Here is a 22,199-nt window from a genome sequence, read left to right as displayed (position 1 = left end):
CTGTAGCCGCTGTCGAGCGCAGCGAGGCTGCGCACGAGGACGCAGTCCTCGCCAAACCTGCCGATGCTTTTCACCTGACTTCATACGGTTCTGTGTACATATCCGTTGCTGCGGTCACGGCTGCTTAGGGTTTCGCTCTTACAGCGACTCACTTTGGAAAAGCCCCAAAGTAAGCAAAGGGCTCCTGCCCCCGCATCCGGCACCTCGCCTAGGCTCGGCGTTCCCTCACTCCGGCATTGCTCCGGGGGCACGCCGCCACAGGCCATCCATGGCCTGATGGCGGCTAGCTCGGCATCCATGCCGAGCTGCCCCCTGCGCAACGCCTGCGTTCGGCCTTCTGGAGGGGGCAGGAAGATCAAGATCAAAAGCAGCATCAAAAGCCAAAGCAAGATCAAAGGCCGGGGCAAAGCCAAGCGCGTATTACGCTCTGGTTGAGTTCAATGGCGTGCAGGCCTCTTGCGCTGTTCGCCACTGAATCACCTCCAGCACCGCGCAACCCTCTCGGGTGAGCAGATGCACCCCTCGGGTGACCCGCGTCAGGTCGCAGTCGGCAATGTCTTTCAGGTTAAGGGTGGACAGCGTGTCCATCAGATCCCGCACCACGGTGAAACGATGGGCCGCACTGCTGGCCAGATCGTTCAGAGGGGCTTGGGTGTCGAGGTAGAAAACGGCTTGGTTGGTGTCGTGGGTGTCGACGGCGGTAAAACGCGAGAGTGGCTGGTCAATCATCGGTACAGCTCCTGTGCAAGGAGCAATCACCTGGGTTGCAGGCGACGAAGAAAATGACCGCTGTGCGCGCATATGACGACCGGAGAATCACTGCGCACAGCCGTCATAACATCCTGTCGCGGGCACCGGAAAGGCGACTGCAAAGGTGTTGTGGACGCTGATGCTGCGTTGTAATTCGACCGGCCAAGGTCGTCGCGAATGTTGCTGCGAGGGGGAACTATAGGGGCGGGGAGTGGGGACGGGCAACGGGGTGTTGGAGGGGATGTTTGAGTGGGTGTGTCGTAGCGTCAGCGGAGCCGACATTATGTATAAGCGGTGTATTGCGCTCTGGCTTTGCAGCAGCTTCCGGCCATTAGCAGCCTTTCGTGATAGGCCGCCGCTCGCAATGAAACATTCATCTACGTGCGCCCTCATGCCTTATTCAGTAGTCGAGCCGAGGAGCTGACAAACAAATCGAGCAATTCTGACAGCCCTAAGGTTGCTGTCTGGACGCGGGCCTGTGGTTTCAAAGTCAACAACATTGATGCTCGTCGCAAATAGGCATACATGCCTTATCATTTGAAGCTAGGGTAATTCTGAAGACGATGATGAATAATGTATTCAGATATGGCAGTATGGCATCACAAAAAGGAAGGTGAGCTGAGGTCTTACGAGCCAAATCACTTGATTTTATAGTTGGTAATCGATCAACTAAATAATGGATGAGAAGTAATGATCGAAACTTTGAAGCTTACAAATTTAAAGTCTTTTACGGAAACTGAGGATATTGCGCTCGGAAAGCTGACACTACTTTGTGGCTCGAACAGTAGCGGAAAAAGTTCAATACTTCAGGCGCTGTTGATGCTGAGTCAAACATTCAGTGCGAGACAGTCTTCCAATTCGATTGTGTTAAATGGGCATCTTGCTCGACTTGGCGCTTTTGAAGATATTAAGTCACACCATTCTGAGTCGGAATCTATACAGATAAGGCTAAAGCTCAATCAGGCTGGTTCAAGATTACAATATGAAGGCCCAGAATTAATTGAGATTGATCTCTCCTTTGGCACAAAGAAGAAAACAGCAGGATCAGAAGAGAGCCTTCATCCCCCAATACAGAACATCAAGATGCGTATCAGTAATGCGCCTGGCGAGTTGGGTCTTGAAGAGTCTATAGAGGTGGTGCCCTCTAAGAGCTCATTTACATTGGGTTTAAAGACTTATCAATATGACTACGATATAGTTAGTTTGGATTCAAAAGATCGTGAATCTTTGGAGAAGGAATATCCTGATATATAATATTATAGGATGTATTGGTCCTCTGTTGCCTCGCGAGCTTCTAGTAAAGTATAACTACACCAAGAAAATTTCAGCTCATGTAATTAGCGCTGTTTGCGGAAAAAATATAGTTGCCTTGGCTAGGCATTTTGTAGATAGCCCATTTGATATTGAGTTGCCGCCAGAATTATTCAAAGAAATAAATGCTCGAATCGATGAGGAGCGGAAGGCCTTTAAGGCAGCACTAATAAATTCATTGGCATATAAGAAATTTATAAAGCTATCTCAGCGCAAGATGGTTAGTGGTAGTGAAGATATATCTTCAATTCAGGATGATCTAGTAAATACTACTTTTAATCTTTCTAGCGAAATTATTCATAAGGTTTTTTTTGAGCGCACATCTACTATTCGTGAGTGGGTTTCATTTTTACAGGGTCTTGATGATAGCATCAGACGTCCGTTAGTAGAGTTTATTGACAAGCATCGTAGTGCTTTGCAGGAAATTTGGTATAGTGCTGTCGCTTTAAAGGAAGAGCGTTTAGAGGTTTATCCGCTAAAATTTATTTCGCTCGCATCACATCAGCTTCGAGTTGATTTTCCTAGAAGTATTAAATATTTGCGGCCACTCCGAAATGAGCCGTCTGCAGTTTATCCTTTTATGGATCAAGAAATAGGTACAAATATCGGCCTGAAGGGTGAATACACCGCTGCAGTCCTGCACTCCAATAAACACAAGCGCATTCGCTACCCCAAGCCAAGTCTAAACAAAGAACATGAATTCAGCTGGGCCATAAGTAGCGCCACACTACAGGATGCTTGCCACGACTGGCTTTCATACCTTGGTGTGGTTAAAAAAGTAGAAACCGCGGATAAGGGGAAGTTGGGTTATGAACTTCAAGTTAAGATCGCAGATAGAGATCGCCCCCAAGACCTAACTCACGTAGGTGTGGGTGTGAGTCAAATCTTGCCAATTCTTGTAATGTGCTTGTTGGCTGAGCCTGACAATATCTTGGTGTTGGAGCAGCCTGAACTTCACCTTCATCCGAAAGTTCAGTCAAAACTTTGTGACTTCTTTATTGCAATGTCTGGATCTAATCGGCAGTGCATTGTGGAAACGCATAGCGAGTATATGATAAATAGATTGCGGCTGCGCATCGCGCAAGGAGCCCAAGATAGAATCGCTACAGAGTCACCCATCTATTTCATTGAAAAAAATGATAGCGCGTCAACAATACGAAAAGTTGAAATAAATCGATTTGGAGTGATTCAAGACTGGCCTGAAGATTTCTTCGATCAGAGTGATCGCGAAGTTGAGAAAATTTTGTTCGCGGCAGCGCGTAAAGAATTCAGTGAGCAAGCCGAGAATGCAGAGCCAAGGTCAAAACCTACAATCACAAGGAAACGCAGGGATGCGAATTCTGATCAGCGCTGACTATCTGCTTGCGAGTGCGTTTTGCGCTCAAAGCGACATTCATCATTATTATGCAGGGCTCACAAGATTAAAGAATGAGCACGAGGCCGGTCATCCGGTATTTTTAGAGCCTAATGCGTTGCTCAAGCTCCAAAGCAAAGGTCACTACCCGAGCCTTGATCTATTTAAGAAAAACTTCCCTACAAAACACGAGTTCACGTTTGGTGCAGAACAAATCACCAAGGTGGTGATTTACCTTCTCAGTAACGTGGCACAGCTGAAAGTCGACGACGACATTCTGGCAGAATGGGATAACCTTGAGCTGGAAGTAAATCCGGATCTACATAGCGATGAAGATAGAGATAATCATTTAGCAGAGTTAATGGTAGACTTAAGTCTTGAGAATGCTGGCTTCGGTTATCAGCATATTGTATTTCACCATCATCTACCCTGCTTTCCGCGCGCTGCATTAGTTAGGGGTACTGTTACAAGTGTCGTGCCTGGTCAGTTCCCTGTACCCAAATCAATTGATCACACAATTCCTATCTCTGATGATTTGTTAGATTATATAAAGAGTATTGATGCGGAGAAATGCTACCAGCTTTCCGGAGACAATGACGAATTAAAAAGAGCGTTGTATTTTGGGGTCGTGCAGTTTTTTTTGCAGAATGGCAGAGATCCGAAAAGTTTTAATGAAAATTGCTTTTTTCTCGGGGAAGGGTTTAGGTTATCCACATTGGATAACGAGTGTGCTGGAGCTAACGCTTTCAGCTGCACTCTTTTTGAGACAATAGTTCGAGTTTTGGCTGGTCAACCTAAAAAGCCTATCAATACATTTGATACTTCGGAAAAATCTGGAGTGCAACTGATCAGAAACGGGCGTTCAGCATGGAGAACTCACGTCACCGGGGGAGCTCGCGCATTACGCCTGATGTTCTGGAGACATGAGGATGGCGTAATTGAATTGGCTAATGTGGGTAATAAGTGGGAGTGCGAGATAATCTAGATTGTCAACGGCTTCAACGCCAATAACACGCGCTAGTCTCTAGAAGTTTAGGTAAGCCAGCCTGAACCTAGCGGCTTGCTGCGTTAATGATTACTTCATGAGAGCCAAATAGCGGGTCTGATTTTTGCTGGAACTGAATCAGTGAAGAGTCCGCTGTTGGTCGATAGTAGCGACTTAACTGAGTCACTATTGCCACAGCAACGAATACCTTCCCCTAAGACTAAACAGGCGCCGAACGATACACGGCGCCTCCCCACCTCAATGCACAATCTGCGCAAGAAACGCCTTAGCCCGCGCACTTTTCGGCGCGCCAAAAAACGCCTCCGGCGGCGCATCTTCCACAATCCGCCCACCATCGAGAAACAACACCCGCTCCGCCACCTGCCGCGCAAACCCCATCTCATGGGTCACACACAACATGGTCATGCCGCTGCCGGCGAGCTTCACCATCACATCCAACACCTCACTCACCATCTCCGGGTCCAGCGCCGAGGTCGGTTCATCGAACAACATGATCTTCGGCTCCATGCACAACGCCCGTGCAATCGCCACGCGCTGTTGCTGTCCGCCTGAAAGCTGGCTCGGGTACTTATCCGCCTGGTTCTCAATCCCCACCTTGGCCAAAAACCCTCGCGCCAGTTCTTCAGCCTTTTTCCGCGACAACCCGCGCACGGTCATCGGTGCCAGGGTGCAGTTGTCCAGCACGCTCATGTGCGGGAACAGGTTGAAGTGCTGGAACACCATGCCCACTTGGCTGCGCACCTGGGCGGCTTCGCGGGTGTTTTGCGAGAGGTCGGTGCGGTCCACCAGGATCCGGCCTTTTTCGGCAATCTCCAGGCGGTTGATGCAGCGGATCAGGGTGGATTTACCCGAGCCGGAAGGCCCGCAGAGGACGATGCGTTCGCCCTGACGCACTTTGAGGTCGATGTCGTGCAGGACGTGGAAGGCGCCGTAGAACTTGTTCAGCCCGGCAATATCGATCACCACTTCACGCGGATCGACGGCGGGGTGAACGGGCGCTTGGGAGGCGGCGGGAAGCGGGGCGGTCTGGGTCTGCATGGCGGTTCTCCGTCGGTCAGTTGAAGCGCTCGGCGCGGTAGGGGGTGGGGTCGGTGAAGGGCGTTTCGCCGGTGACCATCTGCGCCAGCAGGTGGCCGCTCACCGGGCCCAGGGTCAGGCCGTGGTGGGCGTGGCCGAAGTTGAACCACAGGCCGGGGTGGCGCGGGGCCGGGCCGATCACTGGGCACATGTCCGGCAGGCACGGGCGGCGGCCCAGCCAGGGTTCGGCGTCGAGGCGTTCGCCCAGGGGGTAGAAGTTCCGGGCCAGGGCTTCGCAGCGGCGCAGTTGGATTTCGTTGATCGGGTCGTCGCAGTCGGCGAATTCGATGCCGGTGGTCAGGCGGATACCGCCCACCATCGGCGCCAGGACGTAGCCGCCCACCGGGTCGAGGATCGGGTGTTGCAAGCGGGTGCCGGGCAGGGCGGCGTAGTGCATGTGGTAGCCGCGCTTGATCGCCAGGGGAATGCGGTAGCCCAGGGGCTCGAAGATGCCGCTGGCTTGCGGGCCCAGCGCCACCACCACTTCCTGGGCGGTGATGGGGCCGAGTTCGCTGTGCACCTGCCAGCCGCCTTCGATCTGGGTCAGGCTCAGGGCATCACCGATGACGAATTGGCCGCCGCGCTGCTTGAACAGTTCGGCGTAGCCGCGGGTCAGGCCGCCGGGGTCGCTGACGGTCTTTGGGTCGAGCCAGTGCAGGCCGCCCACTACGTCTTGGTGCAGGCCGGGTTCCAGGGCCAGCAGTGCAGTGCGGTCCAGTACCCGGTAGTTGAGCTGGTAGTCGCGCAGGTCGGCGGCGGCGCGTTGGGCGAAGTCGAAGGCCTCCTGGTCGTTGAAGGCTTCGAGCCAGCCGCCGTCGGCGATCAGCTCCAGCATGTTGGCCGGGCGGGCCAGGGCCAGGTGTTCGCTCACGCAACGTTCGATCAGCGGCAGCATGGCGCGGGTGGCGGCGGCCAGGCCCTTGGGCGAGGAGTGGCGCCAGTATTGCAGCAGCCAGGGGCCGGCCTTGGGCAGGTGACGCAGGCTGTAGCGCACGTCCGATTGCTGGTTGAGGCCGTAGCGCACCAGCTTGGTCACCTCCCGGGGGAAGGCGTAGGGAATCACGCTGGCGCGTTCGATCAACCCGGCGTTGCCGTGGCTGGTGCCGTTGCCCGGGGGCTGGCGGTCCAGCAGCACTACTTGGCGGCCGCGGGCCTGCAGGTGCAGGGCGCTGCTGACGCCGACGATTCCGGCGCCCAGAACGAGGGTTTGGCAATGCATGTTTCAGTCCTTATGACAGGGGCCGCGGGGCGGCCCGCTAAAGGGTTCAGTTCAGGTGCCGGCCCAGGCGGCCTTCCAGGTATTTGAGGCTGCGCCGCACCACTTCGACGATCAGCAGGTACAGCACCGCAGCCCACAGGTAGATCTGGAAATCGAAGCTGCGGGAGAAGGCCAGCTTGGTCACCCCCATCAGGTCGTAGATGGTCACCAGGGAGGCGATGGCGCTGGCCTTGATCATCAAAATCAGCTCGTTGCCCAGAGGCCCGATGGCGATCAGCAGCGACTGCGGCAGGATCACTTTGCGAAACGCGGTCCAGCGCGACAGGCTCAGGGCCTTGCAGGCTTCGCGCTGGCCCTGGGCCACGGCCAGCAGGCTGCCGCGCAGGATCTCCGCCTGGTAGGCGGCGGTGTTCAGGGTGAAGGCCAGCAGGGTGCAGAACCACGCGTCGCGGAAGAACCACCACAGGCCCACGTCCTGCCAGAAGCCTTTGAACGAACCCAGGCCGTAATACAGCATGAACAGCTGGGCCAGCAGCGGCGAGCCACGGAAGAAGTACACATAAGCCCCGGTGAGGCGCCGCAGGAAACGATTGCTGGACAGCCGCCCGAGGGCGATCAGCAGGCCGAGCACGGCGCCCAGGCTGAAGGAAATCGCCACCAGCTTGGCGGTCACCAGCAGGCCGTCGATAAAGCGCGGGCCGTAGCGTTCCAGCAGTTCCTGGTTGAGGAACAGGTTCAGCAGGTCATCCAGGTTCATGGCTGCAGGCTCCGTTGCGCACGGTTGAAGCGCCGTTCAAGAAAGCTGAACAGGTGCCCCGACAGCGCCGAGAAGAACAGGTAGCCAAAGCAGGCCACGCTGTAGAACAGCATGGGTTCCTTGGTCACGCTGACCGCGAGGTTGGTCTGGCGCATCAGGTCCACCAGGGAAATGGTCGACACCAGGGAGGTGTCCTTGAGCAGCGACAGCCAGTTGTTGGAAAGCCCCGGCAGAGCGATGCGCGTCAGTTGCGGCAGCAGTACCCGGTTGAAGGTGGTGCGCCGCGACAGGCTCAGGGCGCGGGCGGCTTCGTACTGGCCCTTGGGCAGGGTCTTGAACGCGGCCAGCCAGATCTCGCTGGAGAAGGCGGCGAACACCAGGCTGAAGGCGATCATCGCGGCGACGAAAGTGTTGATCGCCACTTCACCGGGGTAGCCCAGGGCGCCGAGGATTTTCTGCGCGGCAATCTGGCAGCCGTAGTAGATGATCAGCAGGGTCAAGAGCTCCGGCAGGCCGCGAAACACCGTGGAAAAGGTCGTGGCCCAGGCCCGCGCCCAGCGGTTTTTCGAGCGCGCGGCCAGGGCTACGGCCAGGCCCAGGGGCAGGCCGATGGGCACGCAGGCCAGCGCCAGGGCGATGGTCACCAGGGCCCCGGCAAGCAGGGCCGAGCCCCAGCCGCCGCTGGCGAAGGACAGGAGTGACAGCTGTTCGAACATGCGCGAACCCTCTGGAAAAATGAACCGTGCAGGGCGCCGCCGCGCTCAAGGGAACGCGGGGCAAGGGCAGCGGCAAAGGCGGGCGGTCAGTAGATGTCGAAGGCGAAGTAGCGGCTGGAGATCTGCTTGTAGGTGCCGTCGGCAACGATCTCGTCCAGGGCCTTGTTCAGGCGTTCGCGCAGGGCGTTGTCTTCCTTGCGCACGGCGATCGAGGCGTCGGCGGTGGTGCCGTTGACGTCGCCGATGATCTTGCAGCAGTCCTTGCCGGTGCTTTCAGCCCAGGCCAGCAGCGGGAACTTGTCGGCGATCACCCCGTCCACGCGACCGGCGGCCAGGTCGCTGTTGGCTTCGTCCAGGGTCGGGTAGAACTTCACGTCGGCGCCGGCCGGGCCGTAGTGGTCCTCGGCGTAGATGGCCTGGGTCGAGGAGGCCTGGGCGCCCACGGTGCGGCCCTTGAAGTTGGTCTGGGCGTCGGTGATGTCCGAGTCCTTGGGCACCGCCACCGACAGCGGGGTGCGGTAGTAGTGGTTACTGAAGGCGATCTTCTTCTTGCGTTCGTCGGTGGCGATCATCGAGGCCACCACGGCGTCGTATTTCTTCGCCAGCAGCGCCGGGATGATGCCTTCCCAGTCCTGGGCGACGATCTGGCATTCGACCTTCATCTGTTTGCACAGGGCGTTAGCGATGTCCACGTCGAAGCCGTGCAGCTGGTTGTTGGAGTCCACGTAGTTGAAGGGCGGGTAGGCGCCTTCGGTGGCGATCTTCAGGGTTTCGGCCTGGGCCGTGGAGGCGGCGATGACCAGGGCGCAAGCGCCGGCGAAGCGGAGGACGTTGTTCATGGAGCACCTCGGTTATTTATTGTTTTGGTCGGGCGGACGATGTGTAGCCAACAAACTCGTTATGCAGGGCAGCGGTGGCTTCCAGGCGTTTTTCCACCTCGGGTCCCAGGTGCTTGCACACCTCGTTGACCAACAGGTGCACCAGCGACAGCATGGCCGCGGTGGACTCCCAGAACAGGTTGAATTCAGTGGGCACGCGGAACACCTCGTCGGCGTTCTGCTCGGCCCAGTCGCAGAAGGTGTCGGTGACCAGGGTCACCGGAATCCCGGCCTCGCGGGCCTTGTGGCACAGGGTCAGGGCGTGGCGCGAGTAGCGCCGGGCCTCGAACACCACCAGGGCGCAGTCCTCGGCGGGGCTCAGCAGTACGTCGGCGAAATGCCCGGCGGCGCCGTCCACCAGGTGCACGCCATCACGCAGGTATTGCAGCAGGTGGACCATGGAGGCGGCGATGCCGCGCTCGGTCTGGAACCCCGCCACGTACACCCGGCGCCGGCTGGCCAGGCGCTGGACCACGGTCTGCCAGGCCGGGGTCAGGCTGTATTCGTAGACCTTGACCAGCGCCGCCACTTCCAGCTCGAAGCTGCGGGGCAGGCCCTGGGCCGCCGGGTTGGGCTGCTGGCGAAATTCCTGCAGGCGGTCGCCCACCAGCCACGGGCCTTCGCCGAGGTCGTTCTTCAGGTCGTTTTTCAGATCCTTGAAATGGCTGTAGCCGATGGCGCGGCAGAAACGGCCGACGCTGGATTCGCTGACGCCGAGTTTTTCGGCGATGTCGGCGGCGGTCTGGAAGGGCAGTTCATAGAGGTTGGCCAGCATGTAGCTGGCAATCGCCCGGCCCGACGCGGTGGCGCTGGACAGGCTGCTTTCAAGGCGTTGCTTGATGGGTTGGCTCATGGTTGTTTTCATTCTTGTGGGCCGTTGACAATGGAAAATGAATGTTTTCTGTCATGAAGTCAACATTTGACAGTTAACTGGCGTGACGCGATAGTCAGGCACCTTCCAATAACAATTCCAATGGAGCTGCAATGACCGAAGCGAACCAGGCGACCCTGGCGCAGGCACCCGTCGAGTACCTCGACCTGCCTGCCTTGACCGACTTGCTGCAACGCATTTTTCTTCGCCACGGCACCTCTGCCGAAGTGGCCCGGGTGCTGGCCGACAACTGCGCCCGCGCCGAGCGCGACGGTTCCCACAGCCACGGGGTGTTCCGCATTCCCGGTTACCTGTCGTCCCTGGCCAGTGGCTGGGTGAATGGGCAGGCGCTGCCGCAAGTGGAGGATGTGGCCCCCGGCGTGGTGGCGGTGGACGCCGCAGGCGGCTTTGCCCAGCCGGCCCTGGCGGCGGCCCGCGAGCTGCTGCTGAGCAAGGCCCGCAGCGCCGGAATCGCGGTGCTGGCGATTCGCAATTCCCACCATTTCGCCGCCCTGTGGCCGGATGTCGAGCCCTTCGCCGAAGAAGGCCTGGTGGCCCTGAGCCTGGTCAACAGCATGACCTGCGTGGTGCCCCACGGCGCCCAGCGCCCGCTGTTCGGCACCAACCCGATTGCCTTCGCCGCACCCCGCGAAGGCGCCGAGCCCATCGTCTTCGACCTGGCCACCAGCGCCATTGCCCACGGCGATGTGCAGATCGCCAAGCGCCAGGGCCAGCCACTGCCGCCGGGCATGGGGGTGGACCGCGATGGCCAGCCCACTTGCGATCCGGCAGCGATTCTCGACGGTGGCGCCTTGCTGCCCTTTGGCGGGCACAAGGGCTCGGCGCTGTCGATGATGGTGGAGCTGCTGGCGGCGGCGCTGACCGGTGGCAATTTCTCCTTCGAATTCGACTGGTCGCAACACCCCGGGGCGCAGACGCCCTGGACCGGGCAACTGCTGATCGTCATCGACCCCAGCCACCTGGGCGGCGGGCGTTTTGCCCAGCGCAGCGGCGAGCTGGTGCGGCAGATGCAGGCCGTGGGCCTGGAGCGCATGCCCGGCGACCGGCGCTACCGCACCCGGGCCAAGTCCCTGCAAGAAGGCATTCCCCTGGCCGCCGCCGAACTGGCGCGGCTGCGGACCCTGGCGGGCGACGACTGAACGGGCGACGACTAAGGACTTCATCCCTTCGCACCCGGGTCCATGAGCCCTTGGTGCTACTCCCGGTAGTGGGCCCGGTAGCGGGCCGGTCGTGGATCGGATTTGCCGGTCCCTGCCAGCCCCTCCAAAGCATGCTGAATTTGCCCCCAAGGCAGCCTATGGGCGGCCTTGGCGCGTTTCGATAATCGCCTCCGACATTTCGTCCCCCGTTTGCGGAGCGCGCCATGCATAACAATAAGAACTGCCAGTACCCTCTGATTCCGGCCCTGCTTGTCGGCCTGTCGACCCTTGGCCTGGGCTCTGTCGCCGAAGCCGAGATCATGCTGTACGACAAGGACCAGACCACCTTTTCCACCGACGGCTACATCAACGCCTTCTACGTCAACAGCAAGGTCGACCGCGCCGGCGACCAGTACGACCGCCGTCAGGCGCGGGTGAAGATGGGCTTTCTGCCCAACTACCTGGGTTTCAACATGGGCAAGCAGGTGGACGACCTCAAGCTCGGCGCCCGGGCCTCGTTCTGGGTCACCATCAACGACAGCGAGACCAACGGCACCGACACCGCCATCGACGTGCGCCAGTTCTACGGCACCGTGGCCAACCCGGAGTGGGGCGAGGTGCTGATCGGCAAGGACTTCGGCCTGTTCGCCCGTTCCAACATCCTGCTCGATGAAATGCTCGCCGGGTACGGCCAGGTCAGCGACAGCCTGGGGCTGGTGGACGGCGGCGGGGTGTCGTTCGGCAACATCGGCAGCGGTTATCCCTATCCCTTTCCGTCGTCGCAGATCACTTACCGCAGCCCGGTGATGGACGGCCTGCGGGTGGCGGTGGGCATCCTCGATCCGGTGGACACCAACGACAGCAGCGCCCTGGGCAAGGCCTACCAGAAGAACCCGCGCACCGAGAGCGAGGTCACCTACCAGTTCGACCTGGGCGGGGCCAAGTTCTACAGCTGGCTCAACGGCAGCTACCAGACCTCCGACAACACCGACCCCAACGTGCAGTCGGTGACCTCCAAGGGCCTGGGCTATGGCCTGCAGGCCAAGATCGGCGGCCTGTCCCTGACCGGTTCCGGGTTCCAGGCCAAGGGCATCAACCCGTTCTTCACCAACAATGCCGGCGAGGCCACCCTGCGCAATGTCGACAGCAAGGGCTACCTGCTGCAGGGCTCGTACAAGGTGGGCAAGAACCGCCTGGCGCTGTCCTACGGCAAGACAAAGGACGATGGCAACGGCGTGGTCGGCAGCGGCGCCGACTACCAGACCCGGGGCGTGGCGCTGTTCCACGACATCAACGACAACCTCAAGCTGGTGGCCGAGTACAACCAGTTCGAGATCGACGGCCACCACACCACCGCGCAGAACGAAAACACCGACACCTTCGCCGTGGGTGCCGTACTGACCTGGTAACCCCAGCGCCGGCCCTGGCGTGCGCATCGCGCCAAGGCCGGCGCCCCGTATTCCCCACCTGTTTTCCGCATTGGTGCATTTCCCGTAGGAGCCGGCTTGCCGGCGAAGAGGCCCTCAAGCCCTGCACCAGCCAGGCCGACGCCTTCGCTGGCAAGCCAGCGCCTACGCCCATGGAACCGGCTACCCGCTACCCAAGTAGCATTCGTGCCCCGGGGCCGGCTTCGTACACTCATTGCTCAGACAACCCGCGCCGGAGGCGACGATGCAGCAAGCCCAGAGCGAGGGCGTGGTCAGCGCCATGTCCCAGGCCGTCGATCCGCAGCAGGTGGCCCAGGACCTGGCCAGGCAGTTGCTGCATCCGCACCTGGGCTTCGTGCTGTTCTTCTGTTCCGCCGAATACCCCCTGCACACCCTGGGCCCGGCCTTGCAGCAGAGCTTCGGCGGCATCCCCCTGGTGGGCTGCACCAGCGCCGGGGAAATCACCCCCCTGGGCTACGGACGCAATTGCGTGACCGCCATCGGCTTCGATCACCGGCATTTTTCCATCGCCGCCGAACTGATCGACCAGATGGAACACTTCAGCCTGATCGACGCCCAGCAGATGGTCGAACGCCTGGTGGGCCGCTGCCGCAGCAACACCCTGGCGCCGATCAAGGGCAACAGCTTCGCCCTGACCCTGCTGGACGGCCTGTCGAGCCGCGAGGAAATGGTCCTGGCCGCCCTCAGCGCGGCCCTGGGGGACATTCCGCATTTCGGCGGTTCGGCCGGCGATGACAACTACCTGACCCACACCCACGTGTATTACGGCGGCGAGTTCCACAGCGGCGCGGCGGTGGTGGTGCTGGTCAACACCTGGCTGGATTTCGAGGTGTTCACCACCCACCACATCCAGCCCCGGGAAGAAAAACTGGTGGTCACCGGTGCCGACAGTACCTTGCGCCGGGTCTATGAACTGAACGCCGAGCCCGCCGCTGAGGAGTACGCGCGGCTGATCGGCGTGCCCCTGGCGCAGCTCGACCATCGGGTGTTCGCCGCTCACCCGCTGGCGGTGCGGATCAACCAGCACTATTACGTGCGCGCGGTGCAGCAGGTGCACCCGGACCTGAGTCTGAGTTTCTACTGCGCGGTGGAAAACGGCATCGTCCTCACCGCCATGACCCCCGGCCCCTTGCTGCCCAACCTGCAACAGCTGTTCGACGGCTTGCAGCAACGCCTCGGCGGGTTGCTGCTGACCATTGGCTGCGACTGTTTTTTGCGCCGCCTGGAGCTGGAGGGGCAGGGCAGCCTGGAGCAGATCGGGGCCTTTTTGCGGGAACAGCGGGTGATGGGTTTCAACACCTACGGAGAACAGTTCAATGGCATGCACATCAACCAGACCTTCACCGGGGTCGCCATTGCCCGCAGTCGAACTCCGGCCCGCCGCTGAGCTGCAAGCGCAGCTCGATGACCTGCAGCGCGAGAACCGCAAGCTGCGGCGGATCAACAGCGCGCTGATCGAACGGGTCGAGTCCGGCATCACCCGTGGCAACGACCCTTACGCGGCGTTCCAGCATTCGGTGGTGCTGGCCGAGCAGGTGCGCGAACGCACCGACGCCCTGAACCAGGCCATGGCCGAGCTCAAGGCCGGCAACCATTTGCTCAGCGAAGCGCGGCTGCGGGCCGAGACGGCACACCAGCACCTGATCGATGCCATCGAGAGCATTTCCGACGCCTTCGTGCTGTTCGACCAGGAGCAGCGCATCGTCCTGTTCAACAGCCGCTTCCGTGCCTTCTGGAGCCACAGCCGGGTGCGGATCATGGCCGGCATGCGCCTCTCGGAAGTGCGCAGGTTGCTGACCAGCACCGGGTTGTTCAGCGAAGAACCGCGCAGTGGCGGTGACGAGCAGTTGCTGTATCGCCTGCATAACGGCCGTTGGCTGCAGGTCAGCGAGCGGCCGACCCGGGAAGGCGGGCGGGTGATCCTGTTCACCGATATCACCGAGGTCAAGCACAGCGAAACCCTGCGCCGGGAACAGGCGGTGGCGCAAAAGTCCCACCTGCTGCAACGGGCGGTGGACAACCTGTCCCAGGGCGTGGCCATGGTCAGCGCCGAGGGCGTGCTGGAGTTGTGGAACCGGCGCTTCCTGGAACTCAGCGGGCTGGCCCCGGTGGCCGCGCATCGCTTGTTTGCCGAGGTCATCGGCGACAGCGAACTGCGCCTGCTGAGCCCCGACAGCCGCGACGCCAACGGCCGGCCGATCCACGAATGCGAGCAACGCCTGAGCGATGGCCGGGTGCTGGAGATCCGCACCCATCCGCTGCCTACCGGTGGTTTCGTCAACACTTTCACCGACATCACCGAGCGCTACCAGCACGCCGAGGCCCTGAGCGAAAGCGAACGCTGGATCCGCCTGATCACCGACCATGTGCCGGCGCTGATCGCCTACCTCAATGCCGATCTGGTGTATGAGTTCACCAACAAGGTCTACGAGGAATGGTACTGCTGGCCCCGCGGCGTGATGCTCGGCCAGAGCCTGCGCGAGGTGCACAGCGAGCAGCACTACCAGCGCCTGGAAAGCTATGTGGAACGGGCCCTGGCCGGGGAGAGCGTGACCTTCGAATTCGCCGAGACCAACATCAACAATCAGGAGCGCTACATGCTGCGCTCCTACGTGCCCAACCGCCTGGCCAATGGCGAGGTGGTGGGGATCTTCGTGCTGATCCGCGACATCACCGAGCGCCGGCGCACCGCCGAGGCCCTGCATCAGGCCTACCAGAACCTGGAGCTGCGGGTGCGCGAACGCACCGCCGAGCTGACCACCCTCAACCAGCAGCTGCTGCGCGAGATCGAAGAGCGCAGCCGGATGGAATCACGCTTGCGCGAAGCCAAGGCCGAGGCCGAGCGGGCCAACCTGTCGAAGACCAAGTTCCTCGCCGCGGTCAGCCATGACCTGCTGCAACCCCTGAACGCCGCGCGGCTGTTCACCAGCGCCTTGCTGGAGCGCCGCGATCCCCAGGCCAGCAGCGCCCTGGTGCGCAATGTCAGCAACTCCCTGGAAGACGTGGAAAACCTGCTGGGCACCCTGGTGGACATTTCCAAGCTCGATGCCGGGGTGATCAAGGCCGATATCGCGCCCTTTGCCTTGAGCGAACTGCTGGAAAACCTCGCCGCCGAGTACGCCCAGGTGGCCCGCAGCGAAGGCCTGGAACTGCACTTCGTGGCCTGCTCGGCGCTGGTGCGCAGCGACATCCAGCTGCTGGCGCGGATTCTGCGCAACCTGTTGAGCAACGCCATCCGCTACACCCGCCAGGGCCGGGTGGTGCTGGGCTGTCGGCGCCAGGGGCGCTGGCTGTCGATCCAAGTCTGGGACAGCGGCATGGGTATCGCCGCCGAACGCCTGGAGGAAATCTTCCAGGAGTTCAAGCGTGGCGAAGAACAGCGCCCGGACCAGGATCGCGGCCTGGGCCTGGGGCTGGCCATCGTCGAGAAGATTGCCGGGATTCTCGGGCACCGCATTGGCGTGCGCTCCTGGCCGGGGCGTGGTTCGGTGTTCAGCGTGCAGGTGCCGATCAGCGCCAGCGCGCCCTTGCCAGCGCCGCGCCCGGAGCTGGGCGACGCCCTGCTGGAGCGTTTGCAGGGGGCGCGGATCTGGGTGCTGGATAACGACGCGGCGATCTGCGCCGGCATGCGCACCTTGCTTGAAGGCTGGGGCTGCCAGGTGATCACCGCCTTGTCCGAAGAAGACCTGGCGCGCCAGGTGGACGACTACCGTGCCGAGGCAGACCTGCTGATTGCCGACTACCACCTGGACCAGCAACAGAACGGCATCGATGCGGTAGCGCGAATCAACGCCCGTCGCGCCCTGGCGATCCCGGCGATGATGATCACTGCCAACTACAGCAACGAGCTCAAACAGCAACTGCGCGAACTGGGCCACACCCTGATGCACAAACCGGTGCGCCCGATGAAACTCAAGACCGCCATCAGCCACCTGCTGGGCCCAACGCGGCACTCCTGACAACCGTAGGCGCTGGCTTGCCAGCGAAGGGGCCCGCAAGACCGCTTTCGCCGGCAAGCCGGCTCCTACAGGTCCACGCCACAGTCTCTACCAATCGTAGGAGCTGGCTTGCCAGCGAAGGGGCCCGCAAGATCGCCTTCGCCGGCAAGCCGGCTCCTACAGGGTCGGTGCACGATCAGCGCAATTCAACGGCGCAGGTAGGCGCCGAAATCGATGTCCCCGGCACTGAGGATCGCCTGCACCCGGTTGTGCACGTTGAGCTTGCGCAGAATTGCCGAGACGTGGGCCTTCACCGTGGTTTCGGCAATGTCCAGGGTGTAGGCGATCTGCTTGTTGGATTCGCCCTTGGTCATGCGTTCCAGCACCAACAGCTGTTTGCGGGTCAGGGCCTGGAGCAGTTCCGGGGGGAAGCTCGGGGTTTCGCTGCTGCGCCGCCCTGGCTGGCTTTTCTGGGTGCGGATGATGTCCGGCGGCAGGTACACGTTGCCGTTGAGGATCTGTTCGATGGCCTCGGTCATCTGCGAGCGCGCCGAGGATTTGGTGATGAAGCCGACGGCGCCGTAGGTGATGGCCTGGAGCACGATCTGCTTGTCCTGCTCGGCGGAAACGATCACCACCGGAATGGTTGGCGCTTCGTTGCGCAGGGTGATCAGGCCGTTGAGGCCGTGCATGCCGGGCATGTTCAGGTCCAGCAGGATCAGGTCCAGGTCGTCGTGTTCCTGGGTCAGGGCCAGGGCGCTGTCCAGGTCGGCGGTTTCCATCACCTCGCTGCCGGGAAATCCGTCGCTGATGACGTTGTGGATGGCTTCGCGAAACAGTGGGTGATCGTCGGCTATCAGAATTTTATACATGGCCTTTCACCTCGTTATTGTGGTTATGGGGGCGGCAACGCCGTGCTGCGGCGCTCAGGGAAAGGGTTGCGGCCGGGCTGCCTCCACGGGCAGGCCGGCGGCCTCCCAGGCATCCAGGCCGTCGCGGTACCAGTAGATGTTCTTATAGCCCAGGGCTGCCGCGCGTTTTACCGCGTTCCAGCTCAGCCAGCAATCGGCACGGCAATAGAACACCAGGGCGCGCTGCGGGTCGGCGTGGCTCAGCCGTTGCAGGTTGCCGGCGAAATAGGCCTGCCACTCGGGGCTCAGTTCGCCGTCGCCGGTGTTGGCCAGCCAGTGGCTGCCGGGGAGGTTGGCGTGGGGCTCGCTGTCGATGAAGCGGCCTTGCAGCCATTGCCGACGGTAGACGTCGATCAGCAGGGGCGCCGGTTGCTCCTTGAGCAGCTCTTGCAGGCCCGGGGTGTCGATGATCCGGCCCTGGTCGATCTGCAGCGGGGTCGGGCTGCGGTACAGGCTGGTGCGATAGCCCTCGGTGGAAAACAGCGGAGTCTCGGCATGGGCCATTCCCAGAGTCAGGCTCAGGGACAGCAGGGCCAGGGTCTGCAGGGCACGGGGCATAAGGGATTTGTCCTTCTTGTTATAGGCCCATTACATGCCAGGGCAGGGCCTTTTGTGAATGCGACCATCGACAGCAAAAGCAGTACCAAAGTCGTAGATCGCCCATGGGCAAGCGCTGTGTAGGAGCCGGCTTGCCGGCGAAAGGGGCCTGGGGTCTGGCGTTGGGATTGCGGGCCTCTTCGCTGGCAAGCCAGCTCCTACGTTGGGTGGAGGTGGGTGGCAGGATGGTGGCTCAGGTGCTTTTGCGCAGGGCGGCGTGCTGGGGGTTGAAGGTCAGCACCGCCAGCAGGGAGAACACCAGGGTCAGGCCCAGGCACACGGCCAGGGCCAGCAGGTTGAGGCGTTGATACAGGGCGAAGCGCACCAGTTCCACGGCGTGGGTGAAGGGGTTGAGGGCGCACAGCCAGTACAGCCAGGGGCTGGCTTCGAGCATCTTCCACAGCGGGTACAGCGCCGAGGACAGGAAGAACAGCGGGAAGATCACGAAGTTCATCACCCCGGCAAAGTTCTCCAACTGGCGGATGGCGTTGGACAGCAGCAGCCCCAGCGCGCTGAGCATCAGGGCCACCAGGAGCAAGGCAGGTAGGGCGCTGAGCTGCCCCATGGCCGGCGGTTGCACGCCATACAGCCAGGCCACGGCGAGGAAGGCGTAGACCTGCAGCAGCGAGATCAGCGAGGTGGCCAGCAGCTTGCTGGCCAGCAGGAAGGCCCGGGGCAGGGGGCTGGTGAGCAGCACGCGCATGCTGCCCATTTCCCGGTCGTAGACCATCGACAGCGAGCCCTGCATGCCGTTGAACAGCAGGATCATGCAGGCCAGCCCCGGGACGATGTAGACCTCGTAGGGAATGTAGGTGCTGTAGGGCTCGATGATGGCGATGCCCAGGGCCGCGCGAAAGCCGGCGGCGAACACCAGCAGCCACAGTAGCGGGCGCACCAGGGCGCTGAGAAAGCGTGTGCGCTGCAGCACGAAGCGCAGCCATTCGCGCAGCACGATGCCGCGCAGGCATTGCCAGTAGGCGTTCATGCGAGCGGTTCTCCGATCGGGGCCGGGCGTGGCTGGGGATTCTGGGTCAGGCGGGCGAAGGCTGTGCCCAGGTCGCCGCCCTGCTGCTGGCTGATGGTGCCGGCCACGCCACTGGCCACCAGGCGCCCCTGATGCAGGATCAGCAACTGGTCGTCGGCCTGCACCTCATCCAGCAGGTGGGTGGTCCAGAGCACGCTCAGACGCTGTTCCTGGCACAGCTGGCGAATGTGCCGGTTGAGCGCCAGGCGGCTGGCGGGGTCGAGGCCGGCGCTGGCTTCATCGAGCAGCAGCAGGCGCGGTTCATGCAGCAGGGCGCGGGCGATCTCCACCCGTCGGCGGTGGCCGCCATTGAGGGCGCGCACGCTATCCCGGCGCCGTTCGCTCAAGCCCTGGCGCGCCAGTTCGGCGTCGATCCGCGCCTGCCCCTGGCGCCGTGACAGGCCATGCAGCGCGGCGTGGTAGTGCAGGTTCTGCTCCACGCTCAGGTCCAGGTCCAGGGTGCTTTGCTGGAACACCACGCCGAGCTGGCGCAGGGCGGCCCGGGCGGCGTTGCGCAGCGAGCAGCCGCCGACGCGGATGTCGCCCTGCTGCAGGTCGTAGAGCCTTGTGAGCAGGGCGATCAGGGTCGACTTGCCGGCGCCGTTGGGCCCCAGCAGCGCGGCAAAGCGCCCGGGAGCCAGGCTCAGGCTGACCTGATCGAGGGCCTGGCGCGGGCCATAGGCGAAGCTCAGCTGGCTGACCTCCAGGGCGTTCATGGGGTCACCACCACGCCCCAGGGATAGCGCCCGACCTTCACCGACTTGAGCACCTTGAGGCTGTTCACATCGATCACCGAAACATCGCCGCTGACCCCGTTGGTGGCCAGCAACTGGCTCTGGTCCGGGGTGAATGCCAGCTGCCAGACCCGCCGCCCCACCAGCAGGTAGTCGAGGATCTCGTAGGTCTTGGCGTCGATCACCGCCACGTGGTTGGCCGGGCCCAGGGCGACGAAGGCGTACTTGCCGTCGGCGCTGAGCTTGATGCCCACCGGCTGCACCTTGTCCGGGTGCACGCCCTTGATCTTGAAGTTCAGGGTCTTGAGCACCTGGCGCGTGGCCACGTCGAGGATGGTCACGGTGCCGCCGATTTCCGCCGAGGCCCAGAGCCTTGAGCCGTCCTGGTTGAACTCGACGAAGCGCGGGCGCTGGTCCACCAGGGTGCTGTCGGCCAGGGTCTGGGTGCTGGTGTCGATCCAGTGCAGCATGTTGGTGGTTTCACTGGTGTTCACCGCCCACTTGCCGTCGGGGCTCACCGCCATGCCTTCGGGCTCGACCCCGACGTTGATCTGGCCGAGGACCTTGGCGGTCTCGGTGTCGATCACCGTGACCAGCGCATCGTCCTCGTTGGACACGTACAGCCAGCGGTTGTTGGGGTGCAGGGCGAACTGCTCGGGGTCCTTGCCGGACGGCAGCTCCTTGATGATCTTGCGGGTGGCCACGTCCATCACCTGGACCCGGTCCGAATCGCTGGCGCAGATGTACAGCAGCTTATTGTCATGGGACAGCAGCAACCCGCGCGGGCGCTGGCCCACCGGCAGGGTCTGGGTGACTTGCAGGGTCTGCAGGTCGATCAGGCTCAGGCTGTTGTCCTTTTCATTGGAGACCCAGGCCGTGGCGGCCATGGCGTGCCCGGCGGCGAGCAGCAGGGCCGCGCACAGGGCGGAGCGGCAGAGAAGGGGGCGGCGCATGGCGGATTCCTTGTTGTTGTGGTTATCGGATCAGGGGTAGCGGCAGGTCACTTCGGGGCGGTCGTAGCCCAGGCTGTCCATTTCGTTGAAGGGGTGCAGGAAGCCGTCCTGGGGCGAGGTGCTGACCAGGGCCCGGGGCTGCACCAGGGGAATCGGCTGGCGCAGTTCGCCGTTCCATGGCCGGTAGCTGAGCTTGCGGCCCTTGAACCCGTCCAGGGGCAACTGGTCGCTGAGCAGCAGTGCCTGCAGGGCCCTAGGGTCGGCCTGGCGCAGTTTGCTCACCGCGCTGGCGACGCTGCGCACGGCCATCCAGGCGGCGAAGTCGCGGTCGTTCATCCAGCGTCCGGCCTGGGCTTCGAAGCGCTTTTGCAGTTGCGCGGCGCCGAAGGTCTCGACGCTCTTGTGCCAGCCGGTGGGGGTCAGGCCCTGGGTGCCGGCCACCGGGCGCGGGTACCAGGTCTGGTAGGGCAGGTATTCGCCGAAGTCGCCGCGCTCGTCGGCCACCAGCACCACGTCGTATTCGGCGGTCTGGGTGAACAGCGGCATGTCGGCCTGGGCGCTGCGGCGCTGGTCGTTGTCGAAGGTCCAGTCTTTCTCGGCGACCAGCTTCACGCCGAAGCGCTGGGTGGCCCGGCGCAGGGCATCGGCGTAGGCCCGGTCATCCTCAGTCTGGCCGACGACGAGCAAGGCCCGCTGCCATTTGCGCAGCACCATGAACTGCACCAGGGCGTCGGTCAGCATCGCCCGGCCGGGCAGGCTGTGCAGCACGTTGCCCAGGCACTGGCTGCTGCGCAGGCGGTCGTCGGGGCTGCCGGCGTTGAACAAGAGGCTGTCGGGCAGGGCCGCGGACAACTCGCGCAGGCTGGCCGCCGGGGCATTCACCACGAACAGCCGCAGGCCCTGGTCATGCTGGGCCTTGGCGGCTTGCAGCAGCGCCTCGGGGCTGTCGACGCTGGCGCTGTCGAGCTGGAACTGCTGCTTGAGAAAGCGTCCGGTGCTGTTGCTGTCGACAATCGCCAGCTGCGCGCCCTGCAGCCCGGCGTCGGCAGGCTCGGGAATGATGTTGGACAGCAGCGGGCCGGGGTCGGGGCGATAGCCCAGGTAGCCGATGCGCACCTGTAACGGTTCCTCGCCGGCCTGGCTCGCGGCCAGGGGCAACAGGACCGAGGCCAGGGCCAGCAGGCAGGTCGGGATAAGCGAGGCAGGCTGGTGCATAAGGCACTCCACGGCAGGTGGCGCCAGCATAGGAAGAGTACCGGGGCGGGGAAATATGCAGAAAGTAGCGCCCGGGCAGTACCAAGGTAGTAACCCGGCGCGGGTGCGGCGGTCTTAGCATGGTTGCAGCGGCCCCGACCCTGGAGAACACCGTCATGCGCATCCTCAAATTGCTGCTGTTGCCGTTACTGCTGATCCTCAGCCTGATCGGCGTCGACCGTCTGCACGGCCCGCGCCCGGTGCTGCCCCAAGCGCTGCCGTTGGTGCCGGGGCGCTAGGC

At 62.0% G+C, this 22,199-nt stretch carries 21 protein-coding genes; 8 read left to right on the top strand and 13 right to left on the bottom strand.

The window, feature by feature from the left end; all coding sequences use genetic code 11:
- Positions 1–420 precede the first annotated feature (420 nt).
- On the bottom strand, positions 421–729 hold the full coding sequence (locus ACUXVH_RS27335) for a hypothetical protein (RefSeq protein ID WP_065363526.1): 309 nt from the start codon (positions 727–729) through the stop codon (positions 421–423).
- A 711-nt stretch (positions 730–1,440) separates the two neighbouring features.
- Here ACUXVH_RS27335 and ACUXVH_RS27330 point away from each other — a divergent pair.
- The 3 genes from ACUXVH_RS27330 to ACUXVH_RS27320 are packed head-to-tail and all read left to right on the top strand — an operon-like array spanning position 1,441 to position 4,400.
- Positions 1,441–2,004 carry an AAA family ATPase gene (locus ACUXVH_RS27330; RefSeq protein ID WP_445496392.1) on the top strand — a complete coding sequence of 188 codons (564 nt, stop codon included), beginning with the start codon at positions 1,441–1,443 and terminating at the stop codon, positions 2,002–2,004.
- Positions 1,970–3,415 (top strand): AAA family ATPase, encoded by a 1,446-nt coding sequence (locus tag ACUXVH_RS27325; protein WP_445496390.1) that lies wholly within the window; start codon positions 1,970–1,972, stop codon positions 3,413–3,415. Before ACUXVH_RS27330 ends, ACUXVH_RS27325 begins: the two co-directional genes overlap by 35 nt.
- Positions 3,393–4,400, top strand: coding sequence for a hypothetical protein (locus tag ACUXVH_RS27320; protein WP_065363527.1), 1,008 nt, complete (start codon positions 3,393–3,395; stop codon positions 4,398–4,400). Before ACUXVH_RS27325 ends, ACUXVH_RS27320 begins: the two co-directional genes overlap by 23 nt.
- A gap of 258 nt (positions 4,401–4,658) precedes the next feature.
- Here ACUXVH_RS27320 and ACUXVH_RS27315 read toward each other — a convergent pair whose 3' ends face one another.
- The 6 genes from ACUXVH_RS27315 to ACUXVH_RS27290 form a co-directional block, all read right to left on the bottom strand.
- On the bottom strand, positions 4,659–5,459 hold the full coding sequence (locus ACUXVH_RS27315; protein ID WP_065363528.1) for an amino acid ABC transporter ATP-binding protein: 801 nt from the start codon (positions 5,457–5,459) through the stop codon (positions 4,659–4,661).
- A gap of 16 nt (positions 5,460–5,475) precedes the next feature.
- Entirely contained in the window at positions 5,476–6,717 is a 1,242-nt protein-coding gene (locus ACUXVH_RS27310) for an NAD(P)/FAD-dependent oxidoreductase (RefSeq protein ID WP_065363529.1), read from the bottom strand.
- Between the two features lie 46 nt (positions 6,718–6,763).
- Positions 6,764–7,474, bottom strand: a complete 711-nt coding sequence (locus ACUXVH_RS27305) for an ABC transporter permease (RefSeq protein ID WP_065363530.1) — start codon at positions 7,472–7,474, stop codon at positions 6,764–6,766.
- Positions 7,471–8,190, bottom strand: coding sequence for an ABC transporter permease (locus ACUXVH_RS27300; protein WP_011060497.1), 720 nt, complete (start codon positions 8,188–8,190; stop codon positions 7,471–7,473). The genes ACUXVH_RS27305 and ACUXVH_RS27300 overlap by 4 nt, the downstream gene beginning before the upstream one ends.
- 86 nt (positions 8,191–8,276) lie before the next feature.
- On the bottom strand, positions 8,277–9,029 hold the full coding sequence (locus ACUXVH_RS27295) for a transporter substrate-binding domain-containing protein (RefSeq protein WP_065363531.1): 753 nt from the start codon (positions 9,027–9,029) through the stop codon (positions 8,277–8,279).
- A gap of 16 nt (positions 9,030–9,045) precedes the next feature.
- Positions 9,046–9,921, bottom strand: a complete 876-nt coding sequence (locus ACUXVH_RS27290; RefSeq protein WP_047285528.1) for a MurR/RpiR family transcriptional regulator — start codon at positions 9,919–9,921, stop codon at positions 9,046–9,048.
- Between the two features lie 131 nt (positions 9,922–10,052).
- On the opposite strand from ACUXVH_RS27290, the gene ACUXVH_RS27285 reads away from it, so the two are divergent.
- From ACUXVH_RS27285 to nahK, 4 genes are all read left to right on the top strand, one after another.
- On the top strand, positions 10,053–11,099 hold the full coding sequence (locus tag ACUXVH_RS27285; protein ID WP_065363532.1) for an Ldh family oxidoreductase: 1,047 nt from the start codon (positions 10,053–10,055) through the stop codon (positions 11,097–11,099).
- A 224-nt stretch (positions 11,100–11,323) separates the two neighbouring features.
- A complete protein-coding gene (locus ACUXVH_RS27280; RefSeq protein WP_123397573.1) occupies positions 11,324–12,508 on the top strand; it encodes a porin in 1,185 nt (394 codons plus the stop codon).
- Between the two features lie 262 nt (positions 12,509–12,770).
- Complete coding sequence (gene nosP, locus ACUXVH_RS27275) at positions 12,771–13,934, top strand: nitric oxide-sensing protein NosP (RefSeq protein WP_065363534.1); 1,164 nt, start codon at positions 12,771–12,773, stop codon at positions 13,932–13,934.
- Positions 13,864–16,506, top strand: a complete 2,643-nt coding sequence (gene nahK, locus ACUXVH_RS27270; protein WP_065363535.1) for a hybrid sensor histidine kinase/response regulator NahK/ErcS' — start codon at positions 13,864–13,866, stop codon at positions 16,504–16,506. The genes nosP and nahK overlap by 71 nt, the downstream gene beginning before the upstream one ends.
- A gap of 185 nt (positions 16,507–16,691) precedes the next feature.
- Here the strand turns inward: nahK and ACUXVH_RS27265 are convergent, their stop codons facing one another.
- The 6 genes from ACUXVH_RS27265 to ACUXVH_RS27240 all read right to left on the bottom strand — a co-directional run bounded on the left by ACUXVH_RS27265 (position 16,692) and on the right by ACUXVH_RS27240 (position 21,919).
- Positions 16,692–17,357, bottom strand: a complete 666-nt coding sequence (locus ACUXVH_RS27265) for a response regulator transcription factor (protein ID WP_011060504.1) — start codon at positions 17,355–17,357, stop codon at positions 16,692–16,694.
- 54 nt (positions 17,358–17,411) lie between these two features.
- On the bottom strand, positions 17,412–17,954 hold the full coding sequence (locus tag ACUXVH_RS27260) for a PQQ-dependent catabolism-associated CXXCW motif protein (protein WP_015635004.1): 543 nt from the start codon (positions 17,952–17,954) through the stop codon (positions 17,412–17,414).
- 232 nt (positions 17,955–18,186) lie between these two features.
- Entirely contained in the window at positions 18,187–18,978 is a 792-nt protein-coding gene (locus tag ACUXVH_RS27255; protein ID WP_065363536.1) for an ABC transporter permease, read from the bottom strand.
- A complete protein-coding gene (locus ACUXVH_RS27250; protein ID WP_016962686.1) occupies positions 18,975–19,733 on the bottom strand; it encodes an ABC transporter ATP-binding protein in 759 nt (252 codons plus the stop codon). Before ACUXVH_RS27250 ends, ACUXVH_RS27255 begins: the two co-directional genes overlap by 4 nt.
- Positions 19,730–20,704, bottom strand: coding sequence for a YVTN family beta-propeller repeat protein (locus ACUXVH_RS27245; protein ID WP_065363537.1), 975 nt, complete (start codon positions 20,702–20,704; stop codon positions 19,730–19,732). The genes ACUXVH_RS27250 and ACUXVH_RS27245 overlap by 4 nt, the downstream gene beginning before the upstream one ends.
- Before the next feature lie 30 nt (positions 20,705–20,734).
- Entirely contained in the window at positions 20,735–21,919 is a 1,185-nt protein-coding gene (locus ACUXVH_RS27240; protein WP_065363538.1) for an ABC transporter substrate-binding protein, read from the bottom strand.
- A 119-nt stretch (positions 21,920–22,038) separates the two neighbouring features.
- Here ACUXVH_RS27240 and ACUXVH_RS27235 point away from each other — a divergent pair, with 119 nt between their 5' ends.
- The gene (locus tag ACUXVH_RS27235; RefSeq protein ID WP_015635009.1) at positions 22,039–22,197 is read left to right on the top strand and encodes a hypothetical protein; all 159 of its coding nucleotides are present in this window, start codon (positions 22,039–22,041) and stop codon (positions 22,195–22,197) included.
- The last annotated feature ends 2 nt before the right edge of the window (positions 22,198–22,199 follow it).

Source organism: Pseudomonas sp. 8(2025) (assembly GCF_052665325.1).
Note: the sequence above shows the minus strand (reverse complement) of the source record. Positions and strands in the feature narration are given on the sequence as shown.